Below are 24,550 nucleotides of genomic sequence, written 5' to 3' on the forward strand. Positions count from 1 at the left end.
GACACCGCGTGCTCCCCGGCGGCGGGTCGCCGGGGAGCACGCACTCCGTGCGCCGCGGCGATCAGTCGCCCGCCGTGGCCGGCTTGCTCTGGCCGAGCAGCCAGCGCAGGATGCCGCTGTCGGAGTAGGTCGGACCGAACGCCGCGTGGTAGTCCGGCAACGAGAACGCCGCGTCGGCGTACTCGGTGTAGTGCACCAGCGCTTCCGCCTGCTCCGGGCTCTTGCCCCGGGCCACGTACGCCTGTCGCAGCAGCGCCGAGGAGTTCCGCGCGCCGGTGACGTTGAGCAGGTGGTCGTGCTCGCCGTGGGTGATCCAGAGCGGCACCTCGGCCGCGGCGATGGCGGTCGCCTGCGTGGCGTTGACCGGGAACCCGCCGGTCACCAGACCGCCGGCGAACAGGTCCGGCCGCTTGGCGAACGCCTCCCACAGCAGTTGGGAGCCGTACGACACAGTTGTCGCGTACACCCGGCGGGTGTCCACGGCGAAGTCGCGGACGAACGTGTCGAGCAGCTTGACCAGCAGGTCGGCCTCGGCGGCCCCACCCACCCGCTGGTGCTGCGGCGCCAGGACGATCACGTCCTCGGTGCTGCCCGTCCAGCTGGGTTGCAGCCACGCGGTCGCCGGGATGTCGGCGGCGAGTTGGACGCCGAGGTTGTCGCCGTCCCAGCCCATGCCGTGACCGGGCAGCACGACCATCAGCGGGTACCGGCGGCCGGGCTGGTAGTTCCTCGGCAGGTGGTAGTGGTACGGCAGCACCATTCCGCCGCTGAGGAAGGAGCCGTAGGTGAACTCGTCGACCAGTTGGTTGACCGGCTTCTCGGTGACCGGACGGGACTCGCGCGGCGTCGCCCGGGCGAGCACCGGCCCCTTGCCGGCCCCGCGACCGGGCTGGCCGTGCACGTCACGGCGCTGGACCACACGGGTCGGCAGGTCGGGGTTGACCTTCACGGTGCACAGGAACGTCGGGCACTTGGAGACGATGACCGTCCACCCGCCCGGGTCGTCCGGGTCCAGCTCGACGATGACGTACCTGCCGGGGGCCGACCGATGGTCGCCCCGGGTGGACGGCACGCCGTTGGTGTAGGTGTGCGTGACGGTCCGGTCGGCGAGCTTCGGCAGGTCCTCGATCGGATTGAAGCGGAAGTTGTAGATCGTGTCGGCGACCGTGAAGGTGGAGTTGTCGAGGGTGCGGGGGTTGACCGTCGCGCTGTACTCGATCGCCACCGCGGAGACCTTCTGGCCGTACGTCTGGACGGTCGTGATCGGGGTGATGCTGCGGATGGCGTCCCCGCCACCCGGACCGCCGCCCGGGCTTCCGTACGCCGTGCCTGCGGCGGCGGTCAGAACGAGGGTGGCGAGCAGTGGTATCAGCCCTCTGCGCAGTCTCATGTGACTCCCTTCCCGACGGCGCACCCGCCCGCAGGCGCCGTACCGACGAGAGGAAGGACCGGAGCGGGTCGCCGCTAAACTGATTTAGCAGAGCATGGTGCCGCCCTGGACAGGTGTCAATACCAGGTGGACGACGACGTCGACATGATCGACGGCCGGAACGGACGGCACCCCCGGGGCGCGCGGCAGGTCCGCGACGCCCCGGGGGTGCCGGGGTGGTGAGCTGAGCGAGGACGGATCAGCTCGCGGTGCAGGTGGGGGTGCCGGACGGGCTGGCGCCAGTGCCCTGGAAGCCGAACTCGGTGCTGGCTCCCGCGCCGACCTGGCCGTTGTAGTCGACGTTGCGGAAGTCCACAGTGCCCGACGAGCCGCTGGCCTGCGCGCTCCAGGTGTTGGTGACGGCGGTGCCCGAGGGCAGCGTGACCCGGACCGTCCAACCCCGCAGCGCCGACGAACCGGCGGTGACCTTGACGGTGGCGACGAAGCCGCCGTTCCAGGAGTTCAGCGACACCGAGGCCGAGCATCCGTCACCGGTCGGCGGCGGAGTGGTGGGCGGCGGGGTCGTGGGCGGCGGCGTGGTGGGCGGCGGGGTCGTCGGCGGCGGAGTGGTCGGAATGGGCGTTCCGGAGTTCAGGGCGTTGAGGACGGACGTGTACGCCGCCTTCTTGTTGCCCGAGCGGTCGAACAGCAGTGGGTTGTCGTTGCCGCGCCACGAGTCGCTGTCCCGGACACCCCAGACGGTGATGCCCGTGCAGCGGGAAATGGCCAGGCATGCCCGCGTCACCTGGGCGTAGGCGTTGGCCTGGTTGGAACCCTGGGTGATGTCCAACTCGGTGATCTGAACGTCGACGCCGAGGTCGGCGAAGCGCTGGAGGTTGGCCTGGTAGTCACTGGGCACCGAGGTGCCGAGGTGGGACTGGAAGCCGACGCAGTCGATTGGTACGCCGCGGGACTTGAAGTCGCGCACCATGTTGTAGATGCCTGTCGACTTCGCGTTGATGCCGTCGGTGTTGTAGTCGTTGTAGCAGAGCTTCGCGCCCGGGTCGGCGGCGCGGGCGGCGCGGAACGCCGCCTCGATCCAGTCGTTGCCGGTGCGTTGCAGGTTGGAGTCCCGTCGCCCGCCGCTGCCGCCGTCGGCGAAGGCCTCGTTCACCACGTCCCAGGCGTAGATCTTGCCCCGGTAGTGGGTGGCGACCTGGGTGACGTGGTTGATCGCGGCGTTGCGCAGCGCGGTGCCGGACAGGCTCTGCGCCCAACCCGGCTGCTGCTGGTACCACAGCAGCGTGTGGCCGCGGACGATCATGCCGTGCGCCTGGGCGTGGGCGACGATCTGGTCCCCGCCGCTGTAGCTGAACCGGCCCTGCTGCGGCTCGGTGGCGTCCCACTTCATCTCGTTCTCGGGAGTGAGCTGGTTGAACTCCCGGTTCACGATGGTGGCGAACTGGCTGTCGGACAGCTTGAAGGCGGGCACCGCCGCGCCGTAGTAACGGCCCTTCTCGGCCGCCGAAGCGCCCAGAGTGGTGCCGGCGTTGGCGGCCGAGGTCACCGCCACCGTCGCGGCGACCGCCGCGAGGGTGGCCGCGAGTGGCATCAGCACCCGACGGCCCCGGAACCGGGGTCGCGGTGCGCGTTCGTCGGGGATCTTGTCCATGGTCCTGCCTTTCGAGGTGGTGGCGGCCGGAGTCGAGGGGTCGCTGCCGGACCGGTGGTGGGCCGCCCGTGGGAAACGCGCGGGGCGGATGTGGGCGAGCCCGGGACGGTGCGACAGGTCGCCGACGGCGATGCCTGCGGGCGGACGTCATGACGGAACGACCGCGTGCGGACGCGGGAACACGGCGTACGCCGAACAGGTGTGGCTCGGACAGGTCACCGACCGTCGACCGGGTCGCGGGACCCGATGCCCTTCGAGGTGTCGGCAACTCCGAGTGGGAGGGACGTGCCCTCGACTCCTTGGCGGAACATAGCATGTTATCGATAACATGCTCAAGGTGAGCGGTGGTCGGGCAGCGCGACTCTGCGACGATGACGCTCACCCGGCGGCGGTCAGGCGTTATCGCTAACAGTGGCCTGATGCGACGGTGGTCGGCAGGACCTGTGCCGCAGCCCTTCGCAGGCAACGCTTTTTTGGTCCGACGTATGGTGCGCGAAACGTCCATAACGATGCCACAACATGGCGGTAAGACCTTGGCAACATGAGCGTGACCATGGCAAGGTAACGCCTGATCGCAGGAAACATCCGATCTATCGCGCAGGCGCTGCGGGGAGTGGCCCGTGTGTGACGTCCTGGGGAGGTCCGGTTGGAAAGGAATGCGTCGATCACCGGCGGGGACGTAAGTCGAGCCGGTGACACAGTGGACGACAGCCGGGGCCGGCGATGAGTGCGGCCGAGGCGACCGCGGAGCCCCAGGGCGGCGCGCTCAACGACTGGTTGCGGGAGCGCATCTCCCACGCGCTCAGTGAGTTCACGGCGGCCACCGCACTCGTCGTCCTGTTCATCGCGTTGAGCTTCGCCAGTCCCTACTTCCTGACGGCCGACAACCTGTTCAACATCGGCGCGCAGACCGCGGTGATCGCCATCATCGCCACCGCGCAGACGATGGTCATCATCACCCGGGGCATCGACCTGTCGGTCGGCTCGGTCGCCGCGCTCGCCGGCGTGGCGGGAGCGATGGTCGTCCGTGACCTGGGTTTCGGGCTCCTGGCGGCGACGGCTGTCGCGATCGGTGTCGGTGCCCTGGCCGGGCTGCTCAACGGCCTGCTGGTGACCGTCGCCCGGATACCCCCGTTCATCGCGACGCTGGGGACGATGTCGGTCGGCCGTGGCCTGGTGTTCATCATGACCGGCGCGGTCGGCGTCTACGGTCTGCCCCGGTCGTTCCAGCTGCTCGGCAACGGCGAGATCATCGGTATCCCGTTCGCCGTGGTGATCACCGCGGTGGTCGCCGTCGGGGTCGCGTTCCTGCTCTCGCAGACCCGCTTCGGGCAGTACACCTACGCCATGGGGTCCAACCTGGAGGCCGCCCGTCGCTCGGGCATCGGGGTGGGCCGCCACCTGACCTACGTGTACGTCCTGGCGGGTGTGCTGGTCGGTCTGGGCGGCATGATCGCCGCCTCGAGGGTCAACTCCGGCCAGCCGAACTACGGCATCTCGTTGGAACTCGACGTCATCGCGGCCGCGGTCATCGGCGGCGCCAGCCTGTTCGGGGGGCAGGGCCGGATCGTCGGGACCATCATCGGCGCCTTCCTCATCGCCCTGGTCCGCAACGGCGCCGTCCTGCTCGACATCAGCATCCACTACCAGCAGGTGATCGTCGGCCTGATCATCTGGGCCGCCGTCTACTTCGACCAGTACCGCCGTCGGCGGCTGGAGTCACGGGGCTGACATGCCGTTCCCGGAGTTCGACAGAGGAAGGACGCACACCATGTCACACACCACCACCAGCCGACGGCCACGAGGGCGTCTTCTGCGCGCACAGGTCATCGTCGCCGTCGCCGCGGCGACCGCTCTGCTCAGCGCCTGCGGCGGAGTCGAGGTCCGCGACGGAGGCGACGGCGCGACCAAGGACGCGGCCGGGCCGCTGAAGCTCGCCGTCGTGCCGAAGGCTGTCGGGGCCGACTACTGGAACACGGTGAAGGCGGGTGCCGAGTGCGCCGCGCAGCGCGCCGGTGACGTCACGGTCCAGTGGGACGGGGTGACCACCGAGACGGACGTCGAGGGTCAGGTCAACCTGATCCAGAACTTCGTCACCAAGAAGGTCGACGGCATCGTCTACGCGGCCACCGACTCCCGCGCGTTGGCGCCGGCCACCGACCAGGCGCTCGGCGCCGACATCCCGGTCGCGATGATCGACTCGGGGACCAGCCCGCAGCCGTCGGGCGTGCCGCTCTTCGCCACCGACAACAAGGCGTCGGCCGTCGAGGCGGCCAAGCTGCTCGCCACCGAACTGGGCCCCGGCAACCACGACGTGGCGCTCGTGGAGTTCCAACCCGGCTCGCAGACCAACACCGAGCGGGTCGACGGCTTCAAGGCCGGCCTCGCGCAGTTCCCCAACCTCAAGCTGGTCGGGCAGCAGCCAAGCCGCAGTGACGTCAACGAGGCGCGGCGGGTGACCGAGAACATCCTCACCGCCAACCCCAACCTCGCCGGCATCTTCGCGGCCAACGAGCCGAGCGTCCTCGGGGCCGCGCAGGCCATCCAGGCGGCCGGCAAGTCCGGCAAGGTGGTCATCATCGGGTGGGACGCCGCCCCCGACGAGATCGCCGGACTGCGCAACGGCCAGATCTCGGCGCTGGTCGTGCAGAACCCGTTCAAGATGGGCTACTTCGGCGTCGACAAGATGGTCAAGCACCTTCGGGACAAGGCGCCGCTGGCGTCCGCGGACACCGGCGTCACGTTCGTCACCAAGAAGAACATCGACTCGGCGGAGATCAAGGCGGTGCTCGAGCCCAGCTGCGCCAACCCCCCGGTGCAGTGATGGACGCCGCCCCAACCACCACCGTCGGGACCGACCAGCCGGCCGCCGGCGAACCGCCGGTCCTCGAAGCCCGTGGCATCGTCAAGCGGTTCGGCCACGTCGAGGCGCTGCGCGGCGCGGACTTCACCGTCGGCAAGGGCGAGGTCGTCGCCCTCATCGGCGACAACGGCGCCGGAAAGAGCACGCTGATCAAGACGCTGTCCGGTGTGCACCCTCCCGACGAGGGTGAGATCCGGGTGGGTGGTCGTCCCGTCCACTTCGCGACGCCGGTGGACGCCCGGCGCGCGGGGGTGGAGACCGTCTACCAGGATCTCGCGGTCGCCGACGATCTCAGCGTCGCCGCCAACCTCTACCTCGGGCGGGAGATCCTGCGCTCGGGGCCGCTGGGCCGGCTGGGGCTGCTCGACAAGCGCGCCATGCGCCAGGGTGCCGCCGCGGCCCTCGCCGAGCTGGGCGTGCGGATTCCGCGGGTCACCACGCCGATCGCGATGCTGTCCGGTGGGCAGCGGCAGTGCGTGGCGGTGGCGCGGGCGATCATCTGGGCGACGAACGTGGTCATCCTCGACGAGCCGACCGCGGCGCTGGGCGTCGTGCAGACCGGGCGGGTGCTCGACGTCGTCCGCCGGGCCCGTGACGCTGGCATGTCCGTGGTGCTGGTCAGCCACAACATGCCACAGGTGCTCGAGATCGCCGATCGGGTGGAGGTGCTGCGCCTGGGCCGACGGGCGGCCCGACTGCGTGCCGACGAGGTCACCACCGACGACCTGGTCGCGGCGATGACCGGCAGCACCGGCGCGGAGCGGGACGAGCGGTGACGGCGGTCGCCCGCCCGTGACCGGGCGCGGGGGACCGGCATCGGTTCCCTTGGCGCGCGGAGCGGGCGGGCGATCACTGCGCCTGCGCGTCGACGCCCGTCTCGCTCTCGTCGGGCAACCCCTGTAGCGATTCCTCCACACCGATCAGGTGGTTGGCCATCCGGGTGCGGGCCCGCTCCGGGTCGCGCGCCCGCAGGGCCTTCAGGATCGCCACGTGCTCGTCGTGGGTACGCCGGTCCGCGCCCTCCTCGTGCAGGCTCCGCCAGAGTCGCCCGCGGAGGGTGCGCCCGGCGAACGCCTCGATCAGGCCGATGAGCACCGGATTGTCGGCGTGCGCGGCGATGATCCGGTGGAACGCGATGTCGATTTCCATGATCCGCTCGTGGTCCTGCGGCGACCGACCGGCGATCCGGGCCGCCTCGTCGAGCAGTTCCCCGGCCTGGGCGAGGGCCTCGTCGGTGATCCTGGTCGCCGCCAACCGGGCGGCCTCGCACTCCAGCAGGCGGCGGACGGTGTGGATGTGCCGCCCGTCGCCCTGGCCCTGGAAGTCGACGACGAAGCCCATCGGAGCGAGCAGCTGCGGCGCGTCGAGGTTGGTGACATACGTGCCGTCGCCCTGACGGATGTTGACGATGCCGAGGATCGACAGCGCCGACATCCCCTCGCGCAGCGATCCCCGCGAGACGCCGAGGGACTCGGCGAGATCCTTCTCGATGGGCAGCCGATCCCCGGGCTTGAACGTCCCTTCGAGGATCATCCGCTTGATGCCGTTCACCACTTCGTCGGTGCGGGACATGACACCTCCTAGCGGCCGGCGGGGGTGGCCGTCCCACCCGCGATGACGTACGGCTCCGGAGATGACACCGTAGCCGGGTCTGCCGTGGCCCAGTAGAGGCCGTCGGGGAACCGGTACCGCGCGATCGACTCGGGGTGCATCCGGGTGGAGTAGCCGGGCGTGCTGGGCAGAACGTAACCACTGCCCCAACCGGTGTCCCGGACGACACACGGGTCGGTGAAGTGCTCGTGCAGGTGGTCGACGAACTCGGTCACCCGGCCGGTGAGATCCCCCGAGATCGCGACGTAGTCGAGCACCGACACGTGTTGCACCATCTCGCAGAGCCCGACGCCGCCGGCGTGCGGGCACACCGGGACGTCGAACTTCGCGGCGAGCAGCAGCACGGCGACGATCTCGTTGATGCTGGCCAGCCGACCGGTGTCCAACTGGCAGAAGTCGATGGCCTCGGCCTGGAACAGCTGCTTGAACATCACCCGGTTGTGGCAGTGCTCGCCGGTGGCGACGCCGACGGGTGCGACGGCACGGCGGACGGCCGCGTGGCCGAGGATGTCGTCCGGGCTGGTCGGCTCCTCGATCCACAGTGGGGAGAACTGGGCGAGGGCCTTGACCCACTCGATGGCCTGGTCGACGTCCCACACCTGGTTGGCGTCGATCATCAGGTTGCGGTGCGGGCCGAGGATCTCCCGGGCGATCCGGCACCGCCGGATGTCGTCCTCGAGGTCGGCGCCGACCTTGAGCTTGACGTACCCGTAGCCGGAGTCGACTGCCTCCTGGCACAGCCGGCGCAGCTTGTCGTCGCCGTAGCCGAGCCAGCCCGCCGAGGTGGTGTAGGCCGGGTAGCCGGTGCGCCCCAACTCGGCCAGACGGTCGGCCTTCGTGCCCTGCTTGGCGCGCAGGATGGCCAGCGCCTCGTCCCGGGTCAGCGCGTCGGACAGGTAGCGCAGGTCGGCGATGTCGACGAGTTGCTCGGGGGACATGTCGGTGAGCAGCCGCCACAGCGGCTTGTCCGCGAGTCGCGCGGCCAGATCCCAGGCCGCGTTCAGCACTGCCGCCAACGACAGGTGGATGACGCCCTTCTCCGGCCCGAGCCAACGCAGCTGGGAGTCGGAGGTGAGCAGGCGGTAGACGGCCCCCATGTCGGCGGCCATCGTCGTCACGTCCATGCCCACCAGGCGGTGGGCCTGGTGCACCGCCGCCGCGACGACGATGTCGTTGCCCCGACCGATGGTGAAGGTGAGGCCGTGACCGGCCAGCGGCACGCCGGCGCCGTCGACGCCGTCGGTGTGCAGGATGACGTAGGCCGCCGAGTAGTCGCCGTCCTTGTTCATGGCGTCGGACCCGTCAGCGGTCAGCGAGGTGGGGAAGCGGACGTCCTCGACGGTGACGCCAGTGATCTGCGGCATGCGCTCCTCGCCCGACTAGGCTAAAGATCTGATGATCATTTGGAGTATACGGAGGCTCGATCGGGTGCGTCAACGACATCGATCGACCTGTGCCGATATAGATCTAATGTTTTATGCTCGTGGGCGGCCTCCGGTGACCGCGTCCGTTCCTCACCCGTCGGGGCGTCCGCCCGGCCCGTCGGACGAACGGACGCGTCGGGGTTGCGACGGGTGTCGGGTCGCACCGGCGCTGCTTGCCGACCCTCCCGCAGGCCGGTCGACCTGCTCCGCCACGCTGCGGACCGGTTCGCGCGGCACCGCCCCGGCCGGAGCCGGGTGGTGCCGTGAACATCGGCGGGGCACGATGAAGATTAGATGTTCACCGCGATGATGGACGTCGGCTGCCCGAGGCCGCACCGGTGCCGCTGAGGCGATACATCACATCTATGTGGACGCCGGAAGCCGTCGGTGGGTCGCGTCGTGGCACTGGCCCGCAGTGCCGCGTGTCGGCCTCGTCCGTGCTCAGGCGGGGGCGGTCAGCTCGGCGACGAGTCGCTCCACCCGGACCCGGATGTCGTCGCGGATCGGGCGGACGGCGTCGACGCCCTTGCCGGCCGGGTCGTCGAGCTTCCAGTCCTCGTAGCGCCGGCCCGGAAAGACCGGGCAGGCGTCGCCGCAGCCCATCGTCACGATGACGTCGGAGGACTCCGCGGTGGCGTACTCCAGGAGGGTGGGGGTCTGGTTGGTGATGTCGATGCCGACCTCGCGCATGGCCTGGACGGCGGCGGGGTTGATCGTCTCGGCCGGGGCGGAGCCGGCCGAGCGGACCTCGACGGCGTCGCCGGCGAGGTGGCGCAGCCAGCCGGCGGCCATCTGGGAGCGACCGGCGTTGTGGACGCAGACGAACAGGACACTCGGTTTGTCGCTCATCGGGACGCCGCTCGGTCAAGGGGTGGGGTGAAGAAGCGGCGGCGAGCCCAGAGCGAGACGTGGACGAGGCCGACCAGCACGGGCACCTCGATCAGCGGTCCGACGACCCCGGCGAGCGCCTGACCGGAGGCCACGCCGAAGGTGCCGATCGCGACGGCGATGGCGAGTTCGAAGTTGTTGCCGGCAGCGGTGAACGCGAGGGTGGTCGTGCGCGGGTAGCCGAGGCGGAGCGCCCGGCCGAGGGCGTACGAGCCGGCCCACATCAGCGCGAAGTACACCAGCAGCGGCAGGGCGATGCGGGCGACGTCGAACGGTCGGCCGATGATGGCGTCGCCCTGCAGGGCGAACAGGACCACGATGGTGAACAGCAGCCCGTACAGGGCGGCGGGGCCGATGCGGGGCAGGAGGCGGGACTCGTACCACTCGCGGCCCCTGGCGCGCTCGCCGAGGCGGCGGCTGAGGTAGCCGGCCAGCAGTGGGATGCCGAGGAAGATGAGCACGTTGCGGGCGATCTCCCAGGCCGAGACGCGCAACTCGGCGCCCGGCAACCCGAGCCACCCGGGCAGCACCGACAGGTAGAACCAGCCGAGCAGGCCGAAGGCGACGACCTGGAAGACGGAGTTGAGCGCGACCAGGACCGCCGCGGCCTCGCGGTCGCCGCACGCGAGGTCGTTCCAGATGATGACCATGGCGATGCAGCGGGCCAGGCCCACGATGATCAGACCGGTGCGGTACGCGGGCTGGTCGGCCAGGAACACCCAGGCCAGGGCGAACATCACGGCCGGGCCGACCAGCCAGTTGAGGACCAGCGACGAGATCAGCAGGCGGCGGTCGCCGGTCACGGTGCCGAGCCGGTCGTAGCGGACCCTCGCCAGCACCGGATACATCATGACCAGCAGGCCGATCGCGATCGGCAGGGAGATCCCGCCGACCGCCACCGCGTCCAGCGCGTCGTCGAGCCCGGGGATCAGACGGCCGAGCAGCAGCCCGACGGCCATGGCCAGCCCGATCCAGACCGGCAGGAACCGGTCGAGTCGGGAGAGGCGACCGACGACGGCGCTCGTGGCCGGGTCGCTCTGGCGGGTGACGGTGCTCACGAGCACTCCGACCGGGCGGCGGGAGCGGGGCCTGCCCCGGTCGGGACGACGGTGAGCAGCGCGGCGAGTTGGTGCAGGACCGCCGGCCGGGCGCGGTAGTAGACCCAGGTGCCGCGACGGTCGGCGTCGACGAGCCCGGCCTCGCGCAGCGTCCTCAGGTGGTGCGAGATGGTCGGGCCGGTCAGGTCGAACGCGGGGGTCAGGTCGCAGACGCAGATCTCGCCGCCCTCGGCGGAGGCGATCATCGACAGCAGCTGCAGGCGGACCGGGTCGCCGAGGGCCTTGAACGCGGGGGCGAGCGTGGCGGCGGTCTCGGCCGGCACACGTCGTTCGGACAGGGGCGGACAGCACGATCCGTCCACGGCCGCTTGTTTCGACATTCGTCTAGGTTGACAGACATCTAATCAGCGTGCAACTGTCTGATTCGACAGACGTCGAGACAGTCTCTCATCGTCCGAGCCGGAACGGAGCACGCCGATGGCCGACCCGACCACGCGCCCGATGACCGCCAGCGACGCCGACCGCGTCCTGACGATCTACCAGGCGGGCCTCGACGGCGGTGACGCCAGCTTCGAGACCACCGCGCCGACCTGGGCGGCGTTCGACGCCACCCGGCTGACCGCGCACCGCTTCGTGGCCGTGGACGGCGGTGACGCCATCCTCGGCTGGGTCGCGGTCACACCGACATCGAGCCGCCCGGTCTACGCCGGCGTCGTCGAGCACTCCGTCTACGTCGACCCGGCCGCCCAGGGGCGCGGGGTCGGCCGGCTGTTGCTCGACGCGCTGATCACCTCGACCGAGGCCGCCGGCATCTGGACCATCCAGTCCGGCATCTTCCCGGAGAACGCCGGCAGCCTGGCCCTGCACCGTCGGGCCGGGTTCCGCGTCATCGGCGTCCGGGAGCGGATCGGCCGCCACCACGACCGCTGGCGCGACGTGGTCCTGCTGGAACGCCGCAGCCCCACCATCACCTGACAAGGAGTCACCCGATGAACGCTCTGGACAGCCTTCCCGTCGTGGTCGTCGGCGCCGGCCCGACCGGCCTCGCCGCCGCCGCCCACCTGCACGAACGCGGCCTGCCCTTCGTCGTCCTGGAAGCCGGCGACACCCCGGGCGCCGCCGTCGCCCGATGGGGTCACGTCCGGGTCTTCTCGCCCTGGCGCTACAACATCGACCCGGCCGCCCGCCGGATCCTCGACGACGCCGGCTGGATCGCCCCCGACCCGGAGGCCCTACCGACCGGCGCCGAGCTGGTCCGCGCGTACCTCCAGCCGCTCGCGGAGCTGCCCCAGCTCAAGCCGCACGTCCGCTACGGCGCCCGGGTCCAGGCGATCAGCCGCCTCGGCCTCGACCGGCTGCGCACCGCGGGCCACGACACCACACCGTTCCTGGTCCGCCTCGCCGACGGAGAGGAGCTGCTGGCCCGCGCCGTGCTCGACGCCTCCGGCACCTGGGACACCCCGAACGTCCTCGGCGCGTCCGGCCTGCCCGCCCGGGGGGAGGCCGACGCCGCCGCGTACCTCGAACACGCCCTGCCCGACGTGCTCGGCGCCGACCGGGACCGCTTCGCCGGCCGGCACACGCTCGTCGTGGGCGCCGGTCACTCCGCCGCGAACACCCTGCTGTCCCTGGCGGAACTGGCCGCCACCGAGCCCGGCACCGAGGTGACCTGGGCGATCCGCACCACCTCGCCCGCGCGCACGTACGGTGGCGGGGACGCCGACGCCCTGCCGGCGCGTGGCGCTCTCGGCGCGCGGCTGCGGCAGCACGTCGACGCGGGCCGGGTCCGGCTGCTCACCGGCTTCTGGGTGCACGCCCTCACACCTGCCGACGGACGCGTCCGGGTGGTCGTCCGGCACGCCGACGGCGGCGAGGAGTTGGTGCTCGTGGACCGTGTCGTCGCGGCCACCGGTTTCCGCCCGGACCACTCGATCACCGCCGAGCTGCGGCTGGACCTCGACCCGGTGCTGGGCGCGACCCGCGCGCTCGCCCCGCTGATCGACCCGAACGAGCACTCCTGCGGCACCGTGCCTCCGCACGGCATCGACGAGCTCACCCACCCGGAGGTCGGCTACCACGCCGTCGGCATGAAGTCCTACGGTCGGGCGCCGACGTTCCTCATGGCCACCGGCTATGAGCAGGTCCGCTCGGTAGTCGCCGCCCTGGCCGGAGACTGGGCCGCCGCCCGGGACGTCCAGCTCGACCTGCCCGAGACCGGCGTGTGCAACAGCAACGCCGCCGACTCGGTCAGCGGCGACAGCTGCTGCGGCCCGACGCCGGTCGTCGAGCCGGCCCGACGCGGGCTGGCCACCGGCGTCTCCGGCGGGCTGCTCAGCCTCGTCGCCGTCGACACCGCGTCCGTCGAGGGCCAGGCCGGCGGCTGCTGCGCCAGCTGACGTCCCCGTGGCGGCGCCGTCCGCCGGCCCCCGGGCCCGTGGGCGCCGTCACCGTCGGCTGGCGCAGGCCACGCAGGTACGCGCCGACGGGCGGGCGGCGAGCCGCTCGGCGGGAATCGGGCGCCGGCATCGTTCGCAGATGCCGTAGCTGCCGTCGTCGACGCGGCTCACCGCCTCGTCCAGTTCGGCCAGGCGTCGACGTGTCGCGTCCAGGACGGCGCTGAGCTGTGCCCGTTCGAACGCGATGGTGCTGCCCTCGGGGTCGTGCTCGTCGTCGGCGTTCGACGACCGGGACGCCTCGAACAGGCTCCGCAGGTCGCCCTCCAGCGCGACGGCCTCCGCGGCGGTCTCGTCGCGTCGCCGCAGGAGATCCGCCCGGAGCGCGCGGGATTCGGTGTCCATGGCGGTTCCACGCTACGCCCGGTGTCGTGCGCCGGGGTCTACATGAAGTTGCGGGTGTGCAGGGCGGAGAGCGCGGCCGCCTCGTCCGGCCGGAAACCCAGCCGGACGAGGCGGCGCTGGCGGCCCTGGTCCATCACCTGTTGCAGAGCACGGACGTGGTCGAAGCCGGCGGCCACGTCCTCGGGGTCCCACCCGCCCGCCGCGAGCACCACCAGCGCGTCGAAGACGTCCGCGTTCAGGCCCGCGGTGTCGGCCAACGCGTCGTGACGACGGTGGATCGCGGCACGGAGTCGGTCCCGCAGCAGTGGGTCGACAGTCGCCTGGTGCTCCAGGTGGGCCATGCCGAACACCACGTGCCGGCGCTCGTCCTGCATCGCCAACCAGCAGATCCGGCGGGTCACCGGATCGGGAGCGTGCCGCACCAGGAACCCCAGCAGGTCGACGAAGCTGCCCTCACCGAGCACCGAGAGCAGGAACGACGCGAGGGCGAAATCGGACTCGGCGACGAGTGTGAACAGCGACTGCCGGCCACCCGCCGAGGACGTGCCCAACTCCGCGCCGCGCAGCAGCGCCCGCCGGCTGAAGACCTCCATGTGCCGGGCCTCGTCGGCCACCTGCACCGCGAGGAGCTGCATCACCTCCCGAAAGTGCGGGTGGATGCGACCGATGAACCGGGCCGGTACGACGAGAGCCGCCTGCTCGTTCTCGACCAGGTAGGTCATGGTCTGCACCACCGCGGCCTCGACGTCCGGCGGCAGCGCGAACGTGTCGTCCCACGGCACCGCCGTCTGCGGGTCCCACTGCCGTGCGGCGGCCTGCGCGTACAGCGCGGGGGCGATGTCGGCCCACACCAGATCGCGGTCGTCCAGGTCGAAGCGGGCCTCGGGTCCGCCCGCCTCCAGCAGCGCGCCACGGGCACCGAGGCCCCAGCGGGGCGGTGGACGACTGCTCAGCGCCGACGGCAGGGCAGGCCCGGCCCGTTCGGCGCCGAACCAGCGGTCGTCGTCGGCGGCGCCCCGGACGACCACCGCCACCAGGCGACTCCGGTCGGCCGGATCGGGCCATTCGACCCGGTGACCCCGGCTCCGGCACCACGCCGGCAGGTGCACGCCCAACGCGGCATCGGTGCCGGAGACCGCCACCCGGGCGCCGGGTGGCAACCCGGCCAGGGCGCGCTGCACCAACAGGTGCGCGCCACTGCCGAAGCCGAGGCCGCCCAGATCGATCTCGACGTCGGCGGTCACGGCCGGTAGTCCGCGGCGGTCACCCGCCCGTCGGCGGCGTAGAACCCACTCGCGTCGACCGCCTCGGCGAGGGCGTCGTACCCCGTCGTACGGCCGTCCTGCCAGGCCGTCAGGCCCTCCAGGTCCAGCAGCGGGCGGACCTGCGGATCGGCGTACGACATGCCGCGCAGCAGCGTGCCGAAGAGCTGGACCCCGTCGGACGCCGGCTCGCGTACCGTCATGTTGCAGTGGTCGTACCGACCGGTCTGCGCGACGATCCGGGTGCCCTCGGGTGGCAGCGTGCCCTCCTGGACGAACATCAGGTGGTTGGCGTCGATCATGCAGGCGGCGTCGACCTCCCCGGCCGCGAGGGCGCGGGCGGCGTCACGTTCGCCTCCGACGTGGTCACCGTGCAGCCCGACGCCGACGTCGAACCGGCGCACGTCGACAGGGACTCCGGCCGCGGCGAGGTGGCCGAGCGGGATCAGCGTGGCCTGCGGACTGTCCACCGCGCCGGTGGCCACCACCCTCCCGGCGAGATCCTCGACCCGGTGTACCGGCGAGTCGGCGCGCACCACCACGACCGAGGTGAGGTCCCGGTCGGTGTCGCGCATCGTGAGCGCCTGCACGGAGCCGCCCCGGGCCGTCGCCAACCGCTCGGCCCGCAGCCACGCGAGCGGGGAGTTCCAGGCCGCGTCGATGCGGCCGGCGACGAGGTCCTCGACCTGTCGCTCGTAGTGCGAGTAGAGAACGAAGTCGAAATCCAGGCCGTGACCGCGCAACCAGCCGCGAAAGCCCTCCCAGATGGTGACGACCTTGGGGTCGTACGCGACCGCGCCCATCAGTACCGACGGCGCCGCCATCAGCGGTTGGCCTCGTCGAGCAGCGGCAGGCCGGTGGCGACGCGGCCCACGAAGTCGTGCAGAGCGTCAGTGGTCGGTGCCATCACCCGGGCGGCCCGCGAGTCGCGGAACCGGCGCTCCAGGCCCAGCTCCTTGCGAAAGGCGCTGCCACCGCAGAGCCGCATCGCGCCGTCGGTGACGTCCGCGACCGTCTCGCCCGCCAGGGCCTTGACCTGCAACACGCGCAGCGTCGCGTCGTCGCGGCCGGTCTCCACCGCGGTGAGGGTGTCACCGAGGAAGGCGCGCAGGGCGTCCGTGCGGATCTTCAACTGGGCGAAGTCGCGTCGGGCGACGGGGGCGTCCCGAAGCGCCGCGCCGGTGTGCGTGAGCGTGGTGCCGGTGAGGTGCCGGGCCGCCTCGGCGACCGCGCTGTCGGCGAGGCCGAGACAGAACGCCGAGTTGAGCACCAGGAACCAGGGGAGTACGGCGCCGAGCGCGGTGTCCAGGCCGGTGCCGTCGGTGCCCAGCATCGCGTCGGCGGGGACCACCACGCCCTCGGCCGTCATCGGCCGGGAGCCGTTGCCGCGAAGGCCCAGCCCGTCGAAGTCACCGGCGACGCGGAGCCCGGCGCTGTCGGCGGGCACGAGCCACAGCGTCATCGGCCCGGCCCCCGACGCCAGCGGGAGGCTCGACCAGACGTAGCTGTCGGCCTCGCCCGCCGAGGTGACCCAGCTCTTGCGGGCGTCGAGTCGCACCGTGTCCGCACCGGACGCCGTCGCCGAGCCGGTGGGCGACCAGAAGTGGCTGCGGGAACCGAACTCGGAGAACGCCAACGTGGTCAGGTGACGCCCGTCGGCGATGGCTGTGCGCACCTCGTGCGGGCCGTGCGCCTCGATGACGGCGGTCGCCGCGTAGTGCATCAGCACCACCATCGCGGTGGACCCGCACTCGGCGGCCAGCCGTTCGATGACGTCGGCGACCGCGCGCATGCCCTGGCCGCCGCCACCGACCTCGGGCGAGCAGGCCAGGCCGAGCAGACCCGCCGCGGCGAGGGCGTCGACGCCCTCGCGGGGGAAGGCGCCGTCCCGGTCGACGGCCTCCGCCCGTGGGCGGATCACGTCGTCGATCACGGCGCCGAGTGTGGTCAGGACGTCGGCGCGGGACTGGACATTGTCGACGCTTGCCGTCATGGAGATGCCCCTTCAGTCGGCCCCCGGGACGAGCATCGAGACTAGCCGATCCCGGTGCCACCGAGTGTCAACGACGGATCACCGCTTGGAGCGGACGTCCTCCCGGTGCGGTCGGCCGTGCGCGTCCTCCCGGTCGATCCGCAACTCCCGTTCCAACTCGGCGATGACCGCCCGCAGGTCGTCCAGCCGCTGGGTGAGCGCGATGCGGTCCACCTCGTCGGGTACGCCGTCGCCGTCGGAGTCGTAGCCGGGGGCCAACCGCTCGGTCATCTCCAGGCGGCGGGCCTCCTCCATCGAGTTGACGATGACCGCGATGAGGATGTTGAGCAGCAGGTTGACGGTGATCACCACGTAGCTGACGTAGTAGAGCAGCGTCCACGGCGAGATGGCCAGGCCCTGCTCGATGAGGTCCGGCAGTGTCTCCAACGAGAGCAGCACGAACAACGTCAGCAGCGAGCGGCCGATGTCGCCGTACTCGTCCGGGTACCGGTCGCCGAAGATCAGCCAGCCGGCCATCCCGTACACGTAGAGCGTCACCACGGCCAGGGCGAGGAACCCGCCGACGCCGGGCAGGCTGCGCCACAGCGCGGACACGATGGTCCGCAGGCCCGGCGAGAACCGCACCAGCCGGACCATCCGGGCGACCCGCACCACGCGCAGCAGCGCCGAGTCGCCGTGCAGGCCCGGAACGAAGATGGCCGCGATCACGACGAAGTCGAAGACGTTCCAGCCGTACCGGAAGAAGTCCTGCGGACGTCGGCCGTAGGCCGCCAGCCGGATGCCGATCTCGACGACGAAGACCGCGCGGAAGATCGCCTCCAGGGCGTGTAGCGCCGCGGTCGCGGGGACCAGACCGTCGTACGTCTCCAGCCCGAGGACGATCCCGTTGGCGAGGATGACGACGACGATGCCGATCTCGAAGGGCCGGGACCGGGCGACCCGTGCGCAGACGTCGGTCAGCGCGGGCCGGTTGCGCGCCGTTGTGGACGGTGGGCGTCGCTGCGCCGGCGCGGGCGAGCCGCTCATTCGACTGCCGATCGGTCGGCGCGCGTGGGAGCCGTCGCGTGGGCCCCCCTCCGGTCGTCGTGGAGGCGGCGCGGAGGCATGCCACCACCCTAGCCAAGATCACGGAAGGTGGGGCGGTCCCGGGGTGGCCCCGACCGGTCCCGCTTCGCCGGCCGTGCGCCGGGCGGGCGACGGGGCCGTACGCCGTTGCCCGCCCGCGGATCCGGGATCCCTCAGGCTCGCGCGGCCCGGATGGCGTCGCGCAGCGGGGTGCTCGGCCGGCCGATCAACCGGCTGAGGTCGTCGCTGTCGGTGGCCAGTTCGCCGATGGCGATCGAGTGGTCGAGGGCGGCGACGAAGCCGGCGGTGCCGGCGTCGAGCCCGACGTTCTCCAGCGCCGACGCCAGCTCGGCGGCCGACAGGTCGCGGTGCACGACGGTGGTGCCGGTCACCTCGGTGACGGCGTCGGCGAGCTCGTCGAAGGTGAACGCCGTGCCGCCCAGTTCGTAGACGGCGTTGCCCTCCTCGTCCCGGGTCAGCGCCGCCACGGCGGCGGCCGCGTAGTCGGCCCGGGTCGCGGCGGAGACCTTGCTGCCACCGGTGGCGCCGAGGATGGTGCCGCTCTGCAGGTACTGCGGCAGCTGATCGGTGTAGTTCTCGGTGTACCAGCCGTTGCGCAGCACGGTGTACGGCAGGCCCGACGCGGCCAGGACCTCCTCGGTGGCCTTGTGCTCCGGTGCGAGCGGGTTCGTGGTCGTGTCGGCCTTCAGGATGCTGGTGTAGACCACGCGCCCGATTCCGGCGAGTTTGGCGGCCTCGATGACCGCGGTGTGCTGGGCGGTCCGCTGCCCGGGGGCGTTGCCGGAGATGAGCAGCAGGCGGCGCGCGCCGGCCACGGCGCCGGGCAGCGTCGACGGGTCGTCGTAGTCGGCCCGGCGGATCTCGACCCCGCGCCCGGCCAGGTCGGCGGCCTTCTCCGGGTTGCGGACGATCGCGGCGATCTCGGTGGCGGGCACGCCGGCGCCGAGCAGGTGCTCGATCACCAGGCGGCCCAGCCGGCCGGTGGCGCCGGTGACGGCATACGTGGGCATGGGGACCTCCGATTGGCGGTGACGAAACGTAAGCACTTACGAATCTACAGCACAAGCTCTCGGGTAAGCGTCGGGTAAGCTGGTGAGATGAGCGGCATGCCGGCCCGGGACCCGGCGGGGCCTACCCAGGAACTCGTCAGCGATGTCTTCGCGCGCGGCTGCACGTCCCGCGCCGCCTTCGAGAGCGTCACCTCGAAATGGGCCTCGCTCGCCCTCCTCGCGCTCGGTGAGGGCAGTTACCGGTTCAACGCGCTGCGGCGGCGCATCGACGGGGTCAGCGAGCGGATGCTCTCCCAGACCCTGCAGACTCTCGAACGCGACGGCATGCTCACCCGCGAGGTGCTCACCGCGATCCCGCCGCGCGTCGAATACTCGCTGACCCCGCTCGGCGCCCGGGTCGCCGATCAGTTGCGCGGCCTCGCGGACCTCCTGGAGGCCTCGGTGCCCGAGGTGCAGGCCGCCCGCGAGCGCGAACAGGGCTAGACCGGGCCCGGCCGTGCCCGTCGTGCGGCGAGCTCCGATCGCCGGGTGCGTTGGACCAAGACGACGCACGCCAGCACCACCACCGCCGCCGCTACCGAAGCGGGGGTGACGCTCTCGCCGAGCAGGAGTGCCGACCACCCCAGCGTGAGCACCGGCTGCGCGAGCTGGACCTGACCGACCTGCGCGATGCCGCCCCGGGCCAGACCCGCGTACCAGGCGAAGAAGCCCAGAAACATCGAGACGACTGTGAGGTAGCCGAACGCCGACCAGCCGAGGGCGTCGGCGTGCGGCCGGTCGGCCACGGCGGCGACGAGAGTGACGGGCACGGTGACGGGCAGCGCGAGCAGCAACGCCCAGCAGATCGTCCGCGCGCCGCCCAGTTCGCGGGCGAGCGCGCCACCCTCGGCGTAGCCCAGTCCGCAGAGCACGACCGCGGTGAGCAGGAACAGGTCGGGCAGGGCGAGCGTGCCGGTCACCTCGCCACCGGCACCGAGAAAGGCCAGCACCGCCAGCAGGCCGCCGATGCTGGCGACCCAGAACAGCGGCGGCGGGCGTTCACCGGCACGCAGCACCGCGAACACGGCCGTCATCGCGGGCAGCGCGGCGATGACTACCGCGCCGTGCGCGGAGGTCTGGGTGCTAAGCGCCAGCGAGGTGAACAACGGAAAGCCCACGACGACGCCGAGGGCGACCACCGCCAGCCGCCGCCACTGACCGCGCGAGGGCCGGGGTGCGCCGGTGAGACGCAGGTACGCCCAGGCCAGCAGCCCCGCGCCGACCGCCCGGCCGAACGCGACGAACCAGGGGTCGAGGTGCTGCTGGACGGCGACGCGGGTCGCGGGCAGCGAGAGGCTGAACCCGAGCACACCCAGCGCGCCGAGGGTGAGGCCGCCGGCCCGGCCCGCTGTTACCGCGCCGGCGATAGTAGCGCTACTGTTGTCTCTCATGGAGAACGGTAACGCAGCCGATCGCGTTATCCAAGATCTACGCGGGCTGGTCGCTGCCGCCGGCCCCGGCGCCCGCCTGCCCTCCGTACGCGAGCTGACCGCCCGGCACCAGGCCTCTCCGGTCACCGTCGCCGAGGCGATCCGGCGGTTGGTGGCCGACGGGCTCATCGAGGCGCGGCCCGGCAGGGGCACCTTCGTGGCCGCCCCGCCGGACGAGCGACGCGTGCCCGACCTGTCCTGGCAGACCGTCGCACTCGGCCCCCGCCCGTCCGGCGAGGACGAGATGCAGGCGCTGCTGGCGCTACCGCGAGCCGGCGCGATTCCGCTGTCCGGCGGCTATCTGGACTCGGAACTTCAACCCGCCGCCGCGTTGGGTGCCGCTCTCACCCGAGCCGCCCGCCAGCCCGCGACCTGGCAGCGTGGACCGGTCGAGGGGCGCGAGGACCTGCGCGCCTGGTTCGCCCGCGAGGCCGGGTCCGGGCCGCGGGCCGAGGACATGGTGATCTGCCCCGGTGGGCAGGCCGCGCTGTCGTCGGCGTTGCGGGCGCTCACCGCCCCCGGCGACGTCCTGCTCGTCGAGTCCCCGACCTATCTGGGCGCGCTGGCCGTGGCCCGGGCCGCCGGACTCCGGGTGCTGCCCGTGCCGGCGGACGCCGACGGGGTCCGTCCCGATCACCTCGCCGCCGCGTTCGCCCGCACCGGCGCGCGGCTCTTCTACTGCCAGCCGCTGTACGCCAACCCGCACGGCGCGACACTGGCGGCTCACCGCCGGGCGCAGGTCGCCGACGCGGTACGCGACGCCGGAGCGTTCCTGATCGAGGACGACTACGCCCGCGACCTCACCATCGATGGTCCGGCCCCACCGCCGCTGGCCGCCGACGACCCCGACGGGCACGTCATCTACCTGCGCTCGTTGACCAAGTCCACAGCGCCCGGGCTGCGCGTCGCGGCGATCGGCGCACGCGGACCAGCCGGCGCCCGGCTGCGCGCGGCCCGGCTGCTCGACGACTTCTACGTCGCGGGCCCCCTGCAACAGGCGGCGCTGGAGTTCCTCACCTCCCCGGCGTGGCCGCGGCACCGACGGGCTCTGGCCACGGCGCTCGGGACCCGGCGGGCGGCGTTGGTGGCCGCGCTGCGGCGGCACCTTCCCGACCTGTGTCCGCAGTCGATCCCGCGCGGTGGTCTGCACCTCTGGGTCCGCCTGCGCGGCGGCGCCGACGACGTGGCGCTGGCCGCCGCCGCTGCCGCCGAGGGCGTCATCGTCTTTCCGGGTCGTCCGTGGTACGCCGCCGAACCCTCGGCGCCGCACCTGCGCCTCACCTACGCCGCCGCGGCGCCCGAGCTGATGGACGAGGCCGTCCGCCGCCTCGCCCGGGTCCTGCGCTGAACGGGCGCCGCTCTGGTTGGTGTCCGGAACGCGGATCGTGGTCATCTCGGCGGGACAGCTCGCGAGGGTGGGCCGGCCTGGCGACGAAGGGCGATCAACTCGTCGTGCGGCAACTGTGGCGCCAGGGGCCGCCTCAGGCGCGGAGGGTCTCGCGGGGCGGCACGCCGTAGCTGGCGTGGTACCGGGCGGTGAACCTGCTGTGGTTGGCGAACCCCCAGCGACTCGCGATGGCCGACACGGTCTCCCGGCGGGGGTCGGCCCGGACCAGGTCGTGGTGGGCCCGGTCGAGCCGGATCCTGCGCAGGTACGCCATCGGGGTGGTGCCGAGATGGCGGCGGAAGGCGAGTTGCACCGCGCGCTGCGAGACGGCGGCGGCGCCGGCGATGTCGGCGGCGCTGATGTCCCGGTCGGCGTTCTCCTCCATGAAGGCGACGGCGCGGCGCAGGGTGGCGGTGCTGGCGTCGCGGCGGTCCTCGGTGGTCTCGTCCGTGAACGCCGTGTTGGGGAAGATCGCGAGCGCCGCCGCGGCGAGCATCCGTGCGGCGTTGCCGATCACCAACGGCTGGGCGCTGCCGCTCGGGATGCCCGCCACGACGTCGATGACGTAACTGGTGGTGCGGTGCCACTGCCGGGCGAGCGGCGCGGTGACGCCGCCGAGGTCGGTGAAGCGGATCTGGCCGGGTCTTCGGGCCGTGGCGGCGGTCGCCACCTGTGTCAACACACCGAGGTCCAGGACGCAGAGTTCCACCTCGCCGGGTTCCCACCGCAGGTGCAGCGGCTGACCGGGACGGGTGACCAGAAAGGCGTCGCCGGGGCCGAACCGGTGGGCCGAACCCCCGCAGGCGCGGCTGACCATTGCCGTGCGGGTGCGGCAGACGATCAGCCCGTCCATGTCGCCCACCTGGATGTCGAGATGAGCGCTCTGCCCGGTCCTGGCGAGGGCGAACGGCCCGGCGTCCACGCGTCGGTGCACGAGGTGGTATCCGGCCTCGCCGGCACGGATCCGCAGGTCCGGGGTGTACGTGCTGGCCAGGAATCGGTGGATGGCCGCCGGGTCGCGGCTGTCGAATCCTCGGGTCTGCACTGGTGACGTCATCCGCTGTCTCCGTCCGGGAGGGAACCGCCGGGTGAGGACCAGGGCCGGCGGTGTGGTCAGGACGTGTCTGGGCGCACGGGCCGATGGTCGGCTCGTTGCTGACCGGTGGTTCGGCGGTGGCGGCGGTCTCCTCGGGGTCACCGGCGATCGGGTGACCAGAGGAGGATCCCAGTGGACATCGGGTGTCGAAGGAGGGACGGGTGGCGACCGGTCGAGCGTTGTCGAGGTGGGCCGAACGTTAAGGAATCCCAACAACTCACATATCCATTGATGGGAATTCCACCATACGGCAGTCGACAATGTACCGCTGGTGATCCGACGTTTTGGCGAGTCGACTTCGTTTTTCGGCTATGGCGCGAGGTGATCCTGCGCCTGCTGTCCTAGTCGCTCCGGCGGCCACAGCGAAATCTTGTTCATGATCTCCGGGCGTCGCGGCGTCCGGTCCACTGCCGGAGATCCGGCCAGCAGGCGGAGGTGAGGCGTTGGACAGTAACGATCCGGACCGCGTCGTTCGGCTGGCGGTGGGCGAAGCGCTGGCGCGGGTGGCCGACGAGGACAGCCTGGGACTGGGCGAGGGAGACGCGCTGGCGAGCCTCGGCGTCGCGCTGCGGACGGTGCTGCGCCGCGCGCTCGACGACCGGGTGCCGCTGGCCACGCCCGAGTTCGTCGACCTGTGCCGCGACCTGCGGCTCAATCGCGACTCCTTCGACCTGTTGGGGCACTACCTGCTCACGGCGCTGCTGGCCCACCAGGTGGGGCCGGACGCCCTGGTCCGCGTCGGGGCGCTCCTGGGCACAGTCCGGCGCTATCTGCCCGCCCCCCGCCCACCCGCGCGACGCAACGGGGGCCCCGAGCCCCGGCGACGCGACGTACGTGCGGACAACAGTGTGGTCGGCCGGTACCGACGGTCCAAGCTGCCCGAGCACCTGCCCAGCCCGCCGAGCTGGACCTGCACCGGATGTGGCCGCGAATGGCCCTGCGCCACCAAGCAGAGCCAACTGCTCGCCGAGTTCGGCGGGGCGCGTGCCGCGCTCGCCGTCTACCTCGGGTCGTGCCTCGTGGCCGCCGCCCAGGATCTGCCGACGCTGCCCCTGCCCCGAGCACGACTCCGCTTCCTGGGCTGGCTGCCACGCGCCCGGATCTGACCCGCGCCCGCTGCTGCGTACGCCCCGCTGTCGGCGCGTGACCCGCTGCCGCACCTGGCCGCGCCCTTCAACGGGCTCGGCCAGGGTGTTCATCGTGCACCCGTCCGCCGTACGGCGGGTGTTCACCAACCTCTTCAAGGCTTCTTGATCGAAAGAGCATTCGCTTGATCGAGGAGAGGCTCTCACGTGAGAGACAAGCAAGCCGAAGAGGTCGAGCGCGCGCAGTTGTCGCGGCGCAAGCTGGTCAAGTACGCGGGTGTCGGCGCGACGCTGGCCGCCGCCAGCCCGCTGGTGGGCGCGGGCGCGGCGTGGGCCGACGAGGAGCGCCGCCCCGGCGACGACACGAACGACCGGGGCAACGCCAAGAACCGGTCCTGGCGCGCGGGTGACCACCACGTGCACTCCGAGTACAGCGGCGAGTTCGACACGACGAAGAGCCCGATCGTCTTCCACAAGGG

24 protein-coding genes are annotated in these 24,550 nt (G+C 71.9%); 9 read left to right on the top strand and 15 right to left on the bottom strand.

All coding sequences use genetic code 11. The features are described from left to right. Positions 1-61: 61 nt before the first annotated feature. Together AB0B39_RS18415 and AB0B39_RS18420 are read right to left on the bottom strand one after the other, a co-directional pair. The gene (locus tag AB0B39_RS18415; protein WP_357489720.1) at positions 62-1,390 is read right to left on the bottom strand and encodes a hypothetical protein; all 1,329 of its coding nucleotides are present in this window, start codon (positions 1,388-1,390) and stop codon (positions 62-64) included. Between the two features lie 238 nt (positions 1,391-1,628). Next, complete coding sequence (locus AB0B39_RS18420) at positions 1,629-3,041, bottom strand: endo-1,4-beta-xylanase (protein ID WP_357489721.1); 1,413 nt, start codon at positions 3,039-3,041, stop codon at positions 1,629-1,631. 723 nt (positions 3,042-3,764) lie between these two features. On the opposite strand from AB0B39_RS18420, the gene AB0B39_RS18425 reads away from it, so the two are divergent. Genes AB0B39_RS18425 through AB0B39_RS18435 form a run of 3 tightly spaced genes read left to right on the top strand, consistent with a single transcriptional unit; the run spans position 3,765 to position 6,680 of the window. Then, a complete protein-coding gene (locus AB0B39_RS18425) occupies positions 3,765-4,772 on the top strand; it encodes an ABC transporter permease (protein ID WP_357489723.1) in 1,008 nt (335 codons plus the stop codon). A 40-nt stretch (positions 4,773-4,812) separates the two neighbouring features. Continuing rightward, positions 4,813-5,865, top strand: a complete 1,053-nt coding sequence (locus AB0B39_RS18430; RefSeq protein ID WP_234583968.1) for an ABC transporter substrate-binding protein — start codon at positions 4,813-4,815, stop codon at positions 5,863-5,865. Continuing rightward, the gene (locus AB0B39_RS18435) at positions 5,865-6,680 is read left to right on the top strand and encodes an ATP-binding cassette domain-containing protein (protein WP_234583967.1); all 816 of its coding nucleotides are present in this window, start codon (positions 5,865-5,867) and stop codon (positions 6,678-6,680) included. Before AB0B39_RS18430 ends, AB0B39_RS18435 begins: the two co-directional genes overlap by 1 nt. Before the next feature lie 73 nt (positions 6,681-6,753). On the opposite strand, the gene AB0B39_RS18440 is transcribed toward AB0B39_RS18435, so the two are convergent. From AB0B39_RS18440 to AB0B39_RS18460, 5 genes are all read right to left on the bottom strand, one after another. Then, positions 6,754-7,476 (bottom strand): FadR/GntR family transcriptional regulator, encoded by a 723-nt coding sequence (locus AB0B39_RS18440; RefSeq protein ID WP_234583961.1) that lies wholly within the window; start codon positions 7,474-7,476, stop codon positions 6,754-6,756. 8 nt (positions 7,477-7,484) lie between these two features. Next, complete coding sequence (locus AB0B39_RS18445) at positions 7,485-8,879, bottom strand: enolase C-terminal domain-like protein (RefSeq protein ID WP_357574896.1); 1,395 nt, start codon at positions 8,877-8,879, stop codon at positions 7,485-7,487. 501 nt (positions 8,880-9,380) lie between these two features. Next, the gene (locus AB0B39_RS18450) at positions 9,381-9,788 is read right to left on the bottom strand and encodes an arsenate reductase ArsC (protein WP_357574897.1); all 408 of its coding nucleotides are present in this window, start codon (positions 9,786-9,788) and stop codon (positions 9,381-9,383) included. Then, positions 9,785-10,885, bottom strand: coding sequence for an ACR3 family arsenite efflux transporter (arsB, locus tag AB0B39_RS18455; RefSeq protein ID WP_357489730.1), 1,101 nt, complete (start codon positions 10,883-10,885; stop codon positions 9,785-9,787). The genes AB0B39_RS18450 and arsB overlap by 4 nt, the downstream gene beginning before the upstream one ends. Next, positions 10,882-11,265, bottom strand: coding sequence for a metalloregulator ArsR/SmtB family transcription factor (locus AB0B39_RS18460; protein WP_357489732.1), 384 nt, complete (start codon positions 11,263-11,265; stop codon positions 10,882-10,884). The genes arsB and AB0B39_RS18460 overlap by 4 nt, the downstream gene beginning before the upstream one ends. Before the next feature lie 97 nt (positions 11,266-11,362). Between AB0B39_RS18460 and AB0B39_RS18465 the strand changes: the two genes are divergently transcribed. Both AB0B39_RS18465 and AB0B39_RS18470 read left to right on the top strand, forming a co-directional pair. Then, entirely contained in the window at positions 11,363-11,860 is a 498-nt protein-coding gene (locus tag AB0B39_RS18465) for an N-acetyltransferase family protein (protein ID WP_357489734.1), read from the top strand. 14 nt (positions 11,861-11,874) lie between these two features. Beyond that, positions 11,875-13,281 (top strand): FAD-dependent oxidoreductase, encoded by a 1,407-nt coding sequence (locus tag AB0B39_RS18470; protein ID WP_357574898.1) that lies wholly within the window; start codon positions 11,875-11,877, stop codon positions 13,279-13,281. 48 nt (positions 13,282-13,329) lie between these two features. Here AB0B39_RS18470 and AB0B39_RS18475 read toward each other — a convergent pair whose 3' ends face one another. From AB0B39_RS18475 to AB0B39_RS18500, 6 genes are all read right to left on the bottom strand, one after another. Next, the gene (locus tag AB0B39_RS18475; RefSeq protein WP_357574899.1) at positions 13,330-13,683 is read right to left on the bottom strand and encodes a TraR/DksA C4-type zinc finger protein; all 354 of its coding nucleotides are present in this window, start codon (positions 13,681-13,683) and stop codon (positions 13,330-13,332) included. Positions 13,684-13,721: 38 nt separating this feature from the next. Next, positions 13,722-14,927 carry a ferritin-like domain-containing protein gene (locus AB0B39_RS18480; RefSeq protein WP_357574900.1) on the bottom strand — a complete coding sequence of 402 codons (1,206 nt, stop codon included), beginning with the start codon at positions 14,925-14,927 and terminating at the stop codon, positions 13,722-13,724. Beyond that, the gene (locus AB0B39_RS18485; protein ID WP_357489742.1) at positions 14,924-15,769 is read right to left on the bottom strand and encodes a PhnD/SsuA/transferrin family substrate-binding protein; all 846 of its coding nucleotides are present in this window, start codon (positions 15,767-15,769) and stop codon (positions 14,924-14,926) included. Before AB0B39_RS18485 ends, AB0B39_RS18480 begins: the two co-directional genes overlap by 4 nt. After that, the gene (locus AB0B39_RS18490; protein ID WP_357489744.1) at positions 15,769-16,938 is read right to left on the bottom strand and encodes an acyl-CoA dehydrogenase family protein; all 1,170 of its coding nucleotides are present in this window, start codon (positions 16,936-16,938) and stop codon (positions 15,769-15,771) included. Before AB0B39_RS18490 ends, AB0B39_RS18485 begins: the two co-directional genes overlap by 1 nt. A 78-nt stretch (positions 16,939-17,016) precedes the next feature. After that, the gene (locus AB0B39_RS18495; protein ID WP_357489746.1) at positions 17,017-17,964 is read right to left on the bottom strand and encodes an ion transporter; all 948 of its coding nucleotides are present in this window, start codon (positions 17,962-17,964) and stop codon (positions 17,017-17,019) included. A gap of 212 nt (positions 17,965-18,176) precedes the next feature. Next, positions 18,177-19,034, bottom strand: a complete 858-nt coding sequence (locus tag AB0B39_RS18500; RefSeq protein ID WP_357489748.1) for an SDR family oxidoreductase — start codon at positions 19,032-19,034, stop codon at positions 18,177-18,179. Between the two features lie 87 nt (positions 19,035-19,121). On the opposite strand from AB0B39_RS18500, the gene AB0B39_RS18505 reads away from it, so the two are divergent. Beyond that, positions 19,122-19,517, top strand: a complete 396-nt coding sequence (locus AB0B39_RS18505) for a helix-turn-helix domain-containing protein (RefSeq protein ID WP_357489750.1) — start codon at positions 19,122-19,124, stop codon at positions 19,515-19,517. Here the strand turns inward: AB0B39_RS18505 and AB0B39_RS18510 are convergent. Continuing rightward, on the bottom strand, positions 19,514-20,464 hold the full coding sequence (locus tag AB0B39_RS18510) for a DMT family transporter (protein WP_357574901.1): 951 nt from the start codon (positions 20,462-20,464) through the stop codon (positions 19,514-19,516). The two genes, AB0B39_RS18505 and AB0B39_RS18510, sit on opposite strands and share 4 nt — an antisense overlap. On the opposite strand from AB0B39_RS18510, the gene AB0B39_RS18515 reads away from it, so the two are divergent. Beyond that, a complete protein-coding gene (locus AB0B39_RS18515) occupies positions 20,463-21,851 on the top strand; it encodes a PLP-dependent aminotransferase family protein (RefSeq protein ID WP_357489754.1) in 1,389 nt (462 codons plus the stop codon). The two genes, AB0B39_RS18510 and AB0B39_RS18515, sit on opposite strands and share 2 nt — an antisense overlap. Positions 21,852-21,984: 133 nt before the next feature. On the opposite strand, the gene AB0B39_RS18520 is transcribed toward AB0B39_RS18515, so the two are convergent. Then, positions 21,985-22,947, bottom strand: a complete 963-nt coding sequence (locus AB0B39_RS18520; protein WP_357489756.1) for an AraC family transcriptional regulator — start codon at positions 22,945-22,947, stop codon at positions 21,985-21,987. Positions 22,948-23,429: 482 nt separating this feature from the next. Here AB0B39_RS18520 and AB0B39_RS18525 point away from each other — a divergent pair, with 482 nt between their 5' ends. Both AB0B39_RS18525 and AB0B39_RS18530 read left to right on the top strand, forming a co-directional pair. After that, a complete protein-coding gene (locus AB0B39_RS18525) occupies positions 23,430-24,092 on the top strand; it encodes a hypothetical protein (protein ID WP_234583927.1) in 663 nt (220 codons plus the stop codon). Positions 24,093-24,278: 186 nt separating this feature from the next. Continuing rightward, positions 24,279-24,550: twin-arginine translocation signal domain-containing protein (locus tag AB0B39_RS18530; protein ID WP_357574902.1), on the top strand; the 272-nt coding region annotated here is incomplete at its 3' end.

It is taken from the genome of Micromonospora sp. NPDC049114, from assembly GCF_040648635.1.
GTDB lineage: Bacteria > Actinomycetota > Actinomycetes > Mycobacteriales > Micromonosporaceae > Micromonospora.